Origin of the sequence: Desulfosalsimonas propionicica (assembly GCF_013761005.1) — a bacterium.
Classification (GTDB): Bacteria; Desulfobacterota; Desulfobacteria; order Desulfobacterales; family Desulfosalsimonadaceae; genus Desulfosalsimonas; species Desulfosalsimonas propionicica.
Genome location: NZ_JACDUS010000015.1, coordinates 12,654 through 25,566, shown reverse-complemented (window position 1 = coordinate 25,566; position 12,913 = coordinate 12,654). Strand labels below are relative to the sequence as shown.

Here is a 12,913-nt window from a genome sequence, read left to right as displayed (position 1 = left end):
AGGTCAAGGACGGTGAAAATTTTAACCGCAGGAATACTCGACGTATTTTGAGGATTAAAATTTGAGCCGGACGCAGAGATTGGCGCAAAAGACGGTTTTCGTTCAGGCACTAGTTAAAACCCTGTAGGGACCGGCGGCAAAAAGCTGCGCTGCCCCCGAAAGGGACGGAGTGCGCCCAGCCTTGTTTTAAAGAATCGGAGATCATGACGGCCAGTCGAATTTCCCTATACTTTCCCGTATATTTGCGGCATGCTGTTTTTTTCGCTGCATTTGCGGCCGCATTTGCGCTTTTGTACCATTCGGCCATTGCGCACATGGTAAAAGACTGGAGCACGCCTGACGGCTCGCACGGGCCGCTTATCCTCGGGGTGAGCCTTTACCTGGTCTGGCTTAAAAGACACGAGCTCCGCCAGATTCGACCCGAACCCGCCCTGCTTCACGGAGGCCTGCTTCTGGCAGCCGGCTGCTTTATGCATTTTGCGGGCGTCATCAGCAGCACCATCCTTGTCCAGATGATTTCAATGGTGCCCGCCCTTCTGGGCGCAGTGCTGCTTTTCGGGGGCTTTTCCTTTTTCAGGATTTTATTTCTGCCCGTGGGCTACCTGGTTTTTCTGACAGGGCTTGTGGAGCAGGTCCTGGGCGGTTTTGCGATCTATTTCCAGAATTTTGCGGCATGGTTTGCCGCCCTGTTTTTCCGCCTCATCGGCATGCCGGTTTTTCATGACTACACGATCATCGAACTGCCCCATATCACCCTGGAAGTGGTGCGCGCATGCGCGGGCATCGGCCATCTCGTGGCCCTGTTTGCACTGGCTGTGCCGCTTGCCCACCTGGCCCAAAAGACCTGGCCCAGGAAAATCATACTGGTGTTTTCTGCCTTTTTCATCGGCCTGGCAGCCAACGGCTTTCGTATCGTTTTGATAGGCCTGTATACCCGATTTTTTCCGGGACAGGGCGTTCACGGGCCTTATGAGAGTTTCCAGGTGGCGATAATTTTCCTTCTGGGGCTTTTGCTGCTCCTTGTGCTAAGCAGTCTTCTGGATAAAAAACCCGGCGGAAACAACCCCGGGAAAACAGGTAATGACGGGCATGACAATCCCGGAGACCCGCCGGCAGACCTGAATCCCAGCGAAAACCGCCCCGCACGCCCCAGGCTGTATTCTTCCTACGTCATCGGCGCGATAATTTTGGCGGTGACGCTCGGGTTTGTGCATTTCTACACCCCCAAGGCGGTTGCCCTGCAGCGGCCGCTTGACCAGTTTCCGAAACAGATTGCAGGCTTTGTTGGAAAAGACATCAAAAGCATTCATCAGCAGCTAAGACCCTTCCCGGCAGACGCCGAGCTTCTGAGGCGATACGAAAACAATGAAAACCATGAAGCCGAGGTTTACATCGGCTATTTCAGGCTCCAGACCCGAAAGAGAAAAGTTATTGATTGGCGCCGCGACTGGATGCACGCGGAAGCCACAAAAGTACAAGTTTCATCCGGCGACAACGAGTTTGTCATAAACCACACCCGCCTCAAAGACAAAGACGCCGCTTCGGACGTATATTTCTGGTATTTGATGAACGGCCGCATTGTAACAAACCAGTATGCCGGAAAGCTGATCACATTTCTGAGCAGTTTTTTTACAAGAAGCAACAACGCCGCCGTAATCGTTGTTGCCACCACCAGCACGGAAAAAGAAATCCTGCCGCTGCTCTCGGGCCTGGCAGAATCAGCCCGAAACCATCTTGACCCCGACGTTAATGACTGAAATCCGGCTAATAGACTCATCTGAGGACAACACCTGGGATCAGCATGTGCTGTCACATGACTTTTCCGGCCCGTATCTTTTAACCGCCTGGAAAAATGCAGTTGAAAGCGCCTACGGACATGATACTTTTTACCTGGCCGCCTGCAGCGGAAATGAAATAACCGGAGTGCTGCCGCTTGTTAAAGTCAAACCTCCCCTTACAAACGGCGTGCTGGTCTCCCTGCCGTTTTGCGACTACGGCGGAATACTGGCGGACGGCCGCGATACAGAGAAAGCCCTTCTGCAAAGGGCCGTGGAACTGGCAGACAAACTCAAAACAGCCCTTGAAATCCGGACCCCGGCCAGGTGTCCCGCAATCGAGGAAAACAAAAAGTTCATCCAGGTAACGGATAAATGCCGGATGCTCCTGGAGCTTCCCGGAAATTCGACGGTTTTATGGAGCGGTTTGAAGTCAAAGCTGCGCAGTCAGATAAAAAAGCCCTTAAAAGAAGGGCTCACCGCCAGACTGGGCAGCCGGGAAATGACCGGGGATTTTTACAGGGTTTTTTCCCGCAACATGCGGGATCTGGGCTCGCCTGTTCATTCCCGCAGATGGATTGAAACCGTCGTAGATACTTTCGGCGAAAACGCCTGCATCGGCGTGGTATACAGGGACAGTCAGCCGGTGGGCGCGGGCATCATCCTCTTGCATGAAAAAAACATAACAATTCCGTGGGCCTCAACCCTTAAGGAGTTCAACCGGTTTAGCCCCAACATGCTTTTATACTGGACGTTTCTGGAATTTGCCGCGGACAATGGCGGCCGGTTGTTCGACTTCGGCCGCTCCACGCCCGGCGAGGGCACATATGCGTTTAAAAAGCAATGGGGCGCCCTGCCCGCCCCGCTGTTCTGGTACCGGTATAACAGCCGCGGTCTGCCTTTAAAAAATCATTCTTCTGAAAACGGCCGGCTGCGAAGCGCCCTTGAAGGCGCCTGGCAGCGGCTTCCGCTCCAGGCGGCAAACGCCCTGGGGCCGCGCGTAAGAAAATATATCGACAAATGATGCCCTATGCCCTCCCGCCTGCTGAAACAAGGCTGTCCGCACACGCCCTTGCCGGCGGGTACCTGGAAAGTTCCTCGGATTTTGCCGAAACCCTGAACCGGCTTCTTGGCGTGAACAACTGCGTGCTGGCAAACAGTGCCAGGACCCTGCTCTATCTGCTGTTTTGTTTTCTGAAAAGCCGCGCCGGCACGGAAAAAACAGAGGTGCTGATCCCCGGCTACACCTGTTACACGGTACCTGCTGCTGCTGTAAAGGCGGGCTTAAAGGTTTGCCTGTATGACATGGACCCGTATACCTTCCAGCCGGACGCAGATGATGCGGCAAAAAAAATGGGCCCTGCCACCCTGGCCGTGGTCGGCCAGCACCTGCTCGGGATCCGTTCGGATATGGCAGGGCTTGCAAAAGCAGCCCGCCAAAACAATATATACTGTATTGAAGATTCTGCCCAGCTTCTCAAAGCCCAGGGCCCGGAAACGCAGCCCCAACCCGGCCCGGATTTTACGCTGTACAGCTTCGGCCGGGGCAAGCCCCTGCCCCTGGGCGCTGGCGGTGCGCTGACTTCCGCAAGATCCAAAGACTTAACAAAATTTACCGGCAGCCTGAAAGCCGACTCCCGGACAATGCGGGACGGCTTTCTGCCCTTTGCTGTTCGGTTTTTTTCCCATCCGCGCTTATACTGGCTGCTGGAAAAACTGCCCCTTGGCCTGGGCAGCACAATATACGACCCGGATTTTGCCGTGGGGCCCATGCCCCGGCTGTACCGACGCATGGGCGTAAGGGCTGTAAAAGAGCTGGAAAATCTGAACAACCACCGGCAGGCCATCAGCCGGATCTACCGGGATTTTTTTGCAGGTAAAACCAGCTCCGGGCCGGCTGAGCCTGTTTCAACATGCCTTAGGTACCCGTTTTTTGTGCGCAATCAAAAAGCCGCACCCCGGCTTTTTAATCTGGGTGTAAGACAACTCTATCCCCTTGCCCTGTGCGATCTGCCCGAACTGCAGAAAAATACAGCGCCGCACAGGGCAGACACGCCCGGCGCCCGCAAAATCGCCGAAAAACTCGTCACCCTCCCGACACACCTGGCGGTAAGCAGAAACCAGGCGCTTGAAATCGCTGACAGGGCCGGGAAAACCTTTACCCTAAACTGAGCGATTTTCAAGTTTTAAAGCTGAAATTGATTGAAAATCTCTAAAGTAATAAAAAAACAAAATCTTTAAAAATTTGAAACGCTCAGTTTAGGTTTGCAATAGAGTCGATATGAAATTTCTTTTCTGGTTGTCATTATTTGCGATTTTTTATGCGTACTTCGGCTATGCCCTTGTCCTGCTGGCAATGGATTCAGGCCGCAGGCTGCTTAAAACCCGGCAACGCAAAACGTCTCAGCCGGCCCAAGAAGGGAACTTACCAGACCATTTATTGCCGCAGGTCTCATTCATAATCACCGCCTATAATGAAGAGCAGCGCATGGCCGGGAAAATCGAAAACGCCCTTGAGCAGATATATCCCAAAGAAAAACTGGAAATCATCGTGGCCTCTGACGCCTCCACAGACCAGACCGACGACATCGTGCGGCAGTATTCAAACCAGGGGCTCAGGCTGGTCAGGGCCCCTGAAAGAAAGGGCAAGGAACATGCGCAGATGCATGCGGTCCGCGCCGCTGCAGGCGATATCCTGGTTTTTTCTGACGCAGCCACGATTCTGAAGCCGGACGCGCTTCGACGGATCGCTGTCAATTTCCACGACCCGGATATCGGGTGTGTGTCAAGCGAGGACCGCTTTATCGACCGGGACGGAAACGTAAGCGGCGAAGGGCTTTATGTCAGATACGAGATGTTTATCCGCGCGCTTGAATCCCGCGTCAACACGCTCGTGGGGCTCAGCGGATCCTTTTTTGCCGCCCGCAAATCCGTATGCCGCAACTGGGCCCCGGATCTGCAGAGCGATTTCAACACGGTTTTAAATGCTGTCCGGATGGGCTTAAAAGGCGTTTCAGACCCGCAGACCAGGGGCTATTATGAAAACATTGCAGATGAGCGCAAGGAGTTCCAGCGAAAGGTCAGAACAGTGCTGCGCGGCATAACCGTGCTCATGCGAAACCGGGAGTTTCTAAATCCACGGAAGCACGGCCTGTTTGCCTGGCAGCTCATAAGCCACAAGCTTTTTCGCTGGCTGGTGCCGTTCTTTCTCATCATTGCCTTTGCGGCAAACATTGCCCTGTTATCCGCCGGGCCCTTGTATATCGTTTTCTTTGCAGGCCAGCTCGTCTTTTACGCATCAGCACTTGTTTATAGCCTTCAGGCAGTACCGGCCCAAGGCAAAAAAAGAGCAAATTTGCAAGCCTCCCAAAGCCAGGCAAAAGAAAAGTTTCCTGCCCTGGAAACTTTAAAAAAAATATTTCTCCGGCTCTCGGGCATCGCATATTATTTTACCTCGGTGAACGCCTCCATTTTAATAGCCTGGTTTAAATTTGCCGCCGGCAAAAGGGCAACCACCTGGGAGCCGTCCAAAAGATGACCCCCAAACCGCTGCATAAAACCATATGAAGCTTGTCGTCACAATCGATACAGAAGAGGACAACCAGGGGCGCTACAGCGCCGTGGACAATCCTGTTAAAAATATTGAGCGCCTCCCTGCTTTGCAGAAGCTCTTTGACAAGTACGGCATAAGGCCAACTTACCTGATATCCTACCCGGTTGCTTCCAGTTCAAAGTCAGTGGCGGCCCTAAACGAAATCCTGGCCGGCGGCAGTTGCGAAATCGGCATGCACTGCCATCCCTGGAACACACCGCCTTTTCATCCAAATGAGCCCGTGGCAAAGCGCGACACCATGCTTTGCAACCTGGACGAGAACCTGGTGCACGCAAAGCTGGGCTTTCATCACGAGACCATACAAAAGAATTTCGGGATAACCCCGGTTTCGTTCAGGGCCGGGCGGTTCGGCTTCGGCCCGGCGGTTGCCAAATCACTGCTTCATCTCAACTATCGGGTAGACAGCTCTGTAACCCCTTTCGTGAGCTGGGAAAAACATTATGGTCCGGATTTTACAAATTTTTTTCCGGATATCTTCAGGTTTTCCGCCCACGGCCTGGCATATAAGGAAGAAAAAGGCCCCTTGCTGGAGGTCCCTGTAACCATAGGTTTTCTGCAGAACGATTTTGCAGCCGCCAACCAAAGGCATAAGGCCCTGGAAAAGCCGTTTGCCGGTAGGCTCCATATACTTGGCATCCTTGGAAGTCTGGGTTTGTTAAACAAACTGTGGCTGTCGCCGGAAGTGGCAAGCGCAAAAGAGATGATCCGGCTTGCCCGAAAAATGGAGGAAAAGCAATACCCCTTAATAAATCTAACGTTTCATTCAACCAGCCTGAGGCCCGGTTCAGGGCAATTTGTAAAAAACAGCCATGATGAATTTTTGTTTTTTGAAAAACTCAGCACATTTCTGAACCATGTATATGATGCCGGGTGGGACAGCCTGACGTTGGCAGAATTAGACGGAAACATGGATTTATATACAGAAAAACCAGAATCTCTCCAAAACCTTTCCAATTATTCCCGACCAGCCGCCATACATGCCCGAACCGAATATGCCGCACCAGGGTCTGAAGGCTGCGGTTTCGATGGAGGACTGCACCAGCAAATTAAAAGCCTGTTTCCCCGGTCGCTTAAGCGGAAATCGAAAACTGGTTTTCAAAATGTTCTCCAATCAGCAGGTTACCGATGGTCCCGGAAGCGAAATGCAATGAAAAAGGCGGATCATATTGTTTTTGTCTGCAAGGGAAACATCTGCAGAAGCGTTTTTGCCGAGCACGCCCTGAAAAACATGCTCCCCCGGACCGGGATAAAAGTAGAATCCTGTGGCCTCGATGTTGACCGGCAGACACCTTCCCCCCAGGAGGCTGTAGAAGCCGCAGGGAAATTCGGGGTTGATTTAAGGGGCCAGCTTTCAAAAAGACTTGAAAACTGCAATTTGCAAAATGCCGACCTGATCGTGGCCATGGAGTATGACCAAATTGGGCGCCTAACCGGCTTGTACCCGGAATATAGAAACAAAACCGTCCTTTTGCGCGAATTCGCCCCTTTTCCTGTGAATGTGGTATGCAACATTAATGATCCCTATGGACTGGAGCCCAAAGAGTTTGCACGCTGTTTTGGCCTTATAAACAAATCCCTCCGGGGATTGATTTCCCGCACAAAGCTTAAACAATGACCGTCTCAACAATCGATCTTTATAAGCTCAGGCCCGGGAAAATCTGGCGGGCTTTTGCAACAGAAGGCTTTGCCTTCTGGATGTCCTGTCTGTATCTTTTTTTCGAGTATGTGCGGCCCCAGGCGATATGGGAGGGTTTGGACGCCTATCCCTACTGGGCGCGCACTTTTGTAATACTCGCATTTATCGGATGGCTGTTTGACACCAAAAGGCAGTTTGTCTGGACCAAAATCACCACGGGCGTATGCGCCTTTATGTTCCTGATCGCCATGTCCTCGTTTACCGCCTATTGGCCGGCGACTTCCTGGGAAAATTTCATGAAATCATTTAACTGGGTGGTGATTTTCTTTGTCCTGACCCAGACCGTCACCACGCGGCAGCGCTTTTATATTATGCTTCTGATTTTTTTTCTGGCAAGTTTCAAGCTTTCCCAGCACGGTGCAATCGTTTTTGCCAAAAGAGGATTTTCGTTTGCAAGCTGGGGAATTCGGGGGCCTCAGGGTTTTTTCGAAAATCCCGGCGAACTTGCTATTCAAATGGTTGTTTTTGCACCGATTGCGCTGTTTTTTATCCAGGGGATCAGGGAGCACTTAAAGCGCTGGCAGGTATATGCCCTTTATCTGATGCCTGTAACCGCTGCTCTTACCACCCTTGGCACCAATACCCGGGGCGGCCAGCTCGCCCTGGCCGCCCAGGTGCTGGCCCTGATTTCGGTGACAAAGCACCGGTTCAAAATGCTGCTTGCAGTCGCCCTGATTGCCATTATCGGGTTCCAGCTGCTCCCGCCTGAGCAAAAAGAACGTTTCGAAAATATCGGCAAGGACAGCACCTCAATCCAGAGGCTTCTATACTGGGAAAACGGCTGGCAGATGATGAAGGATCACCCTTTGCTGGGGGTGGGGTATTTCAATTTTATACCGTATTATAACCGCTATTATCCAGAAGATCTTGTATTATCTTACAGAAGGGGAAAAGGGGCGGAACTGCCCCACAACATTATAATCCAGGTCGGCACGGATACCGGTTTTGCAGGCCTTGCGGTGTATATGGGCTTGATTGCAGCAGCTTTTTTTCGTATGCGCAGAATCGGAAAAGAGGCCGAGAAGGCCGGGGACACTTTTATTTCAAACCTCTGCAAAGGAATGAACCTGTCACTGCTGGGCTTTTTCGTGGCGGGCCAGTTCGTAACCGTGGCATATTATCCTTACCTGTGGATCCACCTGGTTTTTGTCACAGCAATTTATACCTTTTGGCAGAAAGAGAAAGCTGAGCAGCAGGCAAATGTTGGCAGAGAAGCTTTAAGTTAAACCCTATCAATTTTTCCATTCAAGTTTATGTTCATATCCGAAAAACTGGTCTTTACAGAACTTCACAAAACCGGGGGCACCCATATCTGCAGTTGGCTGGAAAAGCTTGTGGGCGGGGAAAAGGTCGGCAAGCACAACCGCATACCTCCCTCGCTTTGGGACAGGTTTATTATAGGCTCCATCCGCAATCCATGGGAATGGTATGTATCCCTCTGGGCTTACGGCTGCGGGGGCGAGGGAAGCGCGTACCATCAGACTACACGCCGCGTTAATCTTAACTATTTAAACAGGCAGCTTCATGGTGAAATGGGCCTGCGGCGTCTCCCGCCTTCCTGCTGGGCTTTGCAGCTCTGGCACGATATAAGGAAACCGGTGGTTTCCTGGCGTTCAGTGTATGGGGATCCCTATGATGCAGGGGCTTTTCGAAACTGGCTCCGGCTCATGCTGAATCCCGCCAGGCGCTTTGACATGGGGGAAGGATTTGGTTTCAGCCCGGTTTCCATGGGTTTCGGCCTTATGACCTACAGGTGTTTGAAGCTTTTCACCCGGTTACGGACTGCATTATACAAGGACCGCTCCCTGGCAAAGCCGGAGGGGATTCGAAGAGCACTGGATGAAGAACGGCTTGTCTGTTTTGTTATCCGCAATGAATGCCTGGAAAAGGATCTGCTGGAAGCACTTGCTCTGGCCGGATGCGAAGTGTCTGACAAGGACAGATGCGCCCTTTTTTCTGCCAGGAACAACAAAATCAATACATCCAGACGATTTTCCGCTTCTCATTATTACGACCGGGAGACCGTTGAACTGGTGGCAAATCGGGAGAAGGTGATAATCGAGAATTATGGTTACACACAGCCGGAGATTTGAGGCAGCACATGGATTCAATGCGGAAGATGTATCATGCCCTGATACCTTATGAAATGCGCTTCTGGCTGTATAAAGCCAGGAATCCGGAAGAAATCCGGACCCTGCGCAAAAAGGTGCACCCTTCGCCCAGGGGAGATTTTTCGCTCAGAGCCTTTGACCGTTACTGCTGTTTATTCATACATATTACCAAATCAGCCGGAACATCTGTGGCCAAAAGTCTTTTCGGAGAACTGCCGTATCATTATACGGCTGTTCAGTACCGGGTTATCTTCGGCCGCAAAGATTTTAACAGTTATTTCAAGTTTGCGTTTGTCCGCAATCCCTGGGACCGCCTCTACTCTGCATATTCATATCTGGCGGCAGGCGGCTGGGACGACAAGGACCGGCAATGGTATAAAAAAAACATCAGTCACCTGCCTGATTTTAACTCATTTGTCCTTGACTGGTTGGATGCCCGGCGTCTGTACAGCCATTTGCACCTAAAACCCCAAAGTCATTTCATCTGCGACCCCAGGGGGCGCCCCATGCTTGATTATCTGGGATACTTTGAAACCTTGCCGGATGATTTCGCGCATATTTCGAAGGTTTTGGGCATCGAGGCAACTCTGGATCATGTAAACGCCTCCCGGAGAAGTGACTACCGGAATATTTACTCTCCCGAGGCCATTGACAAGGTACGCGCTCTTTATCGACAGGATATTGAAAAACTGGGCTACGGTTTCGAGGGCCTGGAAAAACGGATGAAAATCAGAAACCGCAGATTTGTTGCCCAATGAAATCATTGCTACTTGTAGCCAATTATGATTCGGGGGTGGGCTACGCGTGGTGGTTAATGGAAAGCTACTGGACCGTACTGGCTCAGCACTACAGCCCATCTAAACGGGTCATCCTGGTTTATCCGGTTATCAGCCAACTGCCGCAGGATGTAGCAGACGCGCCCCTGGAGGCAGTGGAGCAGGATTTCAGCGGTACAAACCCGGGACAGGTGCTAAGGCAGTGCCGGTTTCTGCGCAGGCACCGGGTATGGGCCGTGTACTTTTCAGACCGGCCGACCTGGCACTGGCGCTATATCCTCTACCGCCTGTGCGGAGTCCGGCTGATCGTGGTACACGACCATACGCCCGGTTTGCGGACCCCGGCCCGGGGACTCAAAGGGATTTTAAAGCGCCTGATTCACAGGCTGCCATGGCTGAGTGCGGACGGCGCAGTCGGTGCCACGGATTTCGTCCGAAAGCGCCTAATCGAGGTCAATGGAATGCCGCCGGCAAAAACCTTTGCCGCGCCAAACGGACTGCCGGATGCAGACCATCCCCCCGGAGCTGTAGACCCGCACGCGCTTTTTAGCATCCCGGAAAGCCGGAAGATAATTGTCATGACCGCCAGGGCCAACCGCTACAAAGGCGTGGATTTTGCTTTAAAGTGTTTTGCACGGCTGCGGAACACGGGAAAGCAGGACTTTCATTTCCTGTTTATCGGAGACGGCCCGGATCTGGAGGATTTCAAAAAAGCCGCAGAGGATTTGATGGTTCAGGATCATTGCACCTTTGCCGGAAAAAGAGACGACATTCCGGCACTTATTGCGGGAGCAAATCTGGCCTTTCATCCCTCCAAAGGGGAAGTGGGTTATTCCCTGTCCATACTCGAGTATATGCGGGCCGGCCTCCCGGTCGTGGTTCCGGATAATCCATCCGTATGCAGGGCGACAAATCATGGAAAAAACGGCATGATTTATCCCCCCGAAGATGTGAACGCCGCTTCTGAAATGATAGACCGGCTCCTGTCGGACGACAGCCTGCGAAGCGCCCTGGGTGTTCAAGCGCGCACGGATGCCGGAAAATATAAACTGGAAACATCACATCTTGCCCTGTTGAATGCTTTTGAAAAAATAGCTCACAAGAGCGGCAAAATCACAAAATAAAGGATTTATGTTTAATACTTACAAAAAAATCTACTCCCTTCTGGATGCACGCGAGCGCCGCAGAGGGGCCATCGTACTGGCAATGCTGATCATAGTGGCATTTGTTGAAACATTAGGCGTAGCCTCAATTATGCCCTTTGTATCCGTGCTCTCCAACCCGGAGGTCGTGGAAACCAATCCTTACATAGCTGCGATATATGAATTTTTCAACTTTGAATCCCGAAGAAGTTTTCTGTTCTTCCTCGGGCTTGTCTTTTTTGCCGTCCTGATCTCCTCTCTGGCCTTAAAGGCCCTGGGGATCTGGGCACAGCTCCGGTTTTCCCACAATCGTAACAGTGCATGGGGCACTCGGCTGATTGGCGGCTATCTTCGTCAGCCCTATGAATGGTTTTTAAACATGCACACTTCCAACCTTGCCACTTCGGTGCTTTCCGAGGTTCAACAGGTAGTCACCGGTTCCTTGTTTCCGGGTATGCAGATCATTGCCAACGTACTTGTTGCAATTTTTCTCCTGGCCCTTTTGATCGCGGTTGATCCTATGCTCTCCGTTGTCATGGCCGGCTTGCTCGGCGGCGGATATATACTGATAGAACGGACTCTGCGCCGCCGCCTGAAGCAAATCGGCCAGGAGCGCAGGCAGGCAAATCTCCGGCGATACCACATCGCCCAGGAGGCGTTCGGCGGTATCAAAGATGTCAAGATAGCGGGTCTTGAGGAATCTTTTGCCGGGCAATACAGGGGCCCCGCCCAGATGCTGGCCACCCGGCAGATCGCCGCCGGCGTGATCGGACAGCTCCCCGCGTTTGCCATGCAGGCCCTGCTTTTCGGCGGAATGCTCCTGGCGCTTTTATACCTGATGGCAGTGCATGGCAGTTTTCAGGGTGCTGTGCCCACTGTGGCTTTATACGCATTCGGCGGCTATCGCCTTATGCCGGCACTGCAGCACATCTATCAGAATGTATCCAAAATCCGGTTTTCACAGCCGGCTTTGGATGCGCTTTGTGACGATTTTGCCACATTGCAGCTCACTCCGTCACATGACAGACAAAAGCGAATCAGTGTCGGCCATTCCAGGCTGCACCTTACAGGGGATCTGGAGCTGCAAAAGGTCACTTATGCATACCCGGGTGCAGAGCGCAGGGCTGTAAGCAACCTTTCTCTTAACATCCCGGCGTTCAAGCAGGTTGGATTCGTCGGGGCCACCGGCTCGGGCAAAACCACCACCGTGGACCTGATTCTGGGGCTTTTGCGCCCCCAGGAGGGAAGCATCAGAGTGGATGGAAAAGAACTCACAGACGATCTGCTTCGTTCCTGGCAGCGCTCACTCGGCTACGTACCCCAGCATATTTTTCTTTCAGATGACACGGTAGCCGGGAATATCGCCTTTGGCATACCTGAAAAAAAAATCAACATGGAGGCAGTGGAGAAGGCTGCAAAGGTTGCCAATCTCCATGAATTTGTGATGGAAGAACTCTCCGAGGGCTACAATACATTTGTGGGCGAACGCGGCATCCGCCTGTCCGGAGGCCAGCGGCAGCGCATCGGCATCGCCCGGGCGCTCTACCACGACCCTGACGTGCTGATTCTCGATGAGGCCACCAGCGCACTGGACAACCTGACCGAACAGGCGGTAATGCAGGCTGTGCACAATCTCGGCAGCCGAAAGACAGTTATTATAATCGCCCACCGGCTCAGCACCGTCCGTTCCTGTGACTGCATTTACCTGCTAGAGCATGGAGAGCTTGTGGCTTCAGGTAGTTATGAGGATCTGATTGAAAACAGCAGGCGGTTCAGGGATATGGCGGAGGTGGTTTAATA

General features: G+C 52.3%; 10 protein-coding genes. All 10 read left to right on the top strand.

All coding sequences use genetic code 11. The features are described 5' to 3' along the window. Window positions 1-203 precede the first annotated feature (203 nt). On the top strand, window positions 204-1,757 hold the full coding sequence (gene xrtW / locus HNR65_RS16500; RefSeq protein WP_181552635.1) for an exosortase W: 1,554 nt from the start codon (window positions 204-206) through the stop codon (window positions 1,755-1,757). After that, window positions 1,735-2,799: a FemAB family XrtA/PEP-CTERM system-associated protein gene (locus tag HNR65_RS16495; RefSeq protein ID WP_181552634.1), complete on the top strand. Its 1,065-nt coding sequence runs from the start codon at window positions 1,735-1,737 to the stop codon at window positions 2,797-2,799. Before xrtW ends, HNR65_RS16495 begins: the two co-directional genes overlap by 23 nt. Further along, a complete protein-coding gene (locus tag HNR65_RS16490; protein ID WP_181552633.1) occupies window positions 2,796-3,947 on the top strand; it encodes a DegT/DnrJ/EryC1/StrS family aminotransferase in 1,152 nt (383 codons plus the stop codon). The genes HNR65_RS16495 and HNR65_RS16490 overlap by 4 nt, the downstream gene beginning before the upstream one ends. Window positions 3,948-4,056: 109 nt before the next feature. Next, on the top strand, window positions 4,057-5,313 hold the full coding sequence (locus HNR65_RS16485; protein ID WP_181552632.1) for a glycosyltransferase family 2 protein: 1,257 nt from the start codon (window positions 4,057-4,059) through the stop codon (window positions 5,311-5,313). 25 nt (window positions 5,314-5,338) lie between these two features. Further along, on the top strand, window positions 5,339-7,003 hold the full coding sequence (locus tag HNR65_RS16480) for an arsenate reductase/protein-tyrosine-phosphatase family protein (RefSeq protein ID WP_181552631.1): 1,665 nt from the start codon (window positions 5,339-5,341) through the stop codon (window positions 7,001-7,003). Beyond that, window positions 7,000-8,310 (top strand): O-antigen ligase family protein, encoded by a 1,311-nt coding sequence (locus HNR65_RS16475; RefSeq protein ID WP_181552630.1) that lies wholly within the window; start codon window positions 7,000-7,002, stop codon window positions 8,308-8,310. Before HNR65_RS16480 ends, HNR65_RS16475 begins: the two co-directional genes overlap by 4 nt. Window positions 8,311-8,337: 27 nt before the next feature. After that, window positions 8,338-9,177: a hypothetical protein gene (locus tag HNR65_RS16470; RefSeq protein WP_181552629.1), complete on the top strand. Its 840-nt coding sequence runs from the start codon at window positions 8,338-8,340 to the stop codon at window positions 9,175-9,177. A gap of 8 nt (window positions 9,178-9,185) precedes the next feature. Further along, entirely contained in the window at window positions 9,186-9,953 is a 768-nt protein-coding gene (locus tag HNR65_RS16465; RefSeq protein WP_181552628.1) for a sulfotransferase family 2 domain-containing protein, read from the top strand. Continuing rightward, window positions 9,950-11,095, top strand: coding sequence for a glycosyltransferase family 4 protein (locus HNR65_RS16460; RefSeq protein ID WP_181552627.1), 1,146 nt, complete (start codon window positions 9,950-9,952; stop codon window positions 11,093-11,095). Before HNR65_RS16465 ends, HNR65_RS16460 begins: the two co-directional genes overlap by 4 nt. 7 nt (window positions 11,096-11,102) lie before the next feature. Next, window positions 11,103-12,911 carry an ABC transporter ATP-binding protein gene (locus HNR65_RS16455; protein ID WP_181552626.1) on the top strand — a complete coding sequence of 603 codons (1,809 nt, stop codon included), beginning with the start codon at window positions 11,103-11,105 and terminating at the stop codon, window positions 12,909-12,911. Window positions 12,912-12,913 lie beyond the last annotated feature (2 nt).

Excerpts from the sequence above, each read along its gene's own strand:
- HNR65_RS16465 (WP_181552628.1), top strand. The coding sequence starts at position 9,186 with ATGGATTCAATGCGGAAGATGTATCATGCCCTGATACCTTATGAAATG.
- HNR65_RS16490 (WP_181552633.1), top strand. The coding sequence starts at position 2,796 with ATGATGCCCTATGCCCTCCCGCCTGCTGAAACAAGGCTGTCCGCACAC.
- xrtW (WP_181552635.1), top strand. The coding sequence starts at position 204 with ATGACGGCCAGTCGAATTTCCCTATACTTTCCCGTATATTTGCGGCAT.
- HNR65_RS16475 (WP_181552630.1), top strand. The coding sequence starts at position 7,000 with ATGACCGTCTCAACAATCGATCTTTATAAGCTCAGGCCCGGGAAAATC.
- HNR65_RS16480 (WP_181552631.1), top strand. The coding sequence starts at position 5,339 with ATGAAGCTTGTCGTCACAATCGATACAGAAGAGGACAACCAGGGGCGC.
- HNR65_RS16455 (WP_181552626.1), top strand. The coding sequence starts at position 11,103 with ATGTTTAATACTTACAAAAAAATCTACTCCCTTCTGGATGCACGCGAG.
- HNR65_RS16460 (WP_181552627.1), top strand. The coding sequence starts at position 9,950 with ATGAAATCATTGCTACTTGTAGCCAATTATGATTCGGGGGTGGGCTAC.
- HNR65_RS16485 (WP_181552632.1), top strand. The coding sequence starts at position 4,057 with ATGAAATTTCTTTTCTGGTTGTCATTATTTGCGATTTTTTATGCGTAC.
- HNR65_RS16470 (WP_181552629.1), top strand. The coding sequence starts at position 8,338 with ATGTTCATATCCGAAAAACTGGTCTTTACAGAACTTCACAAAACCGGG.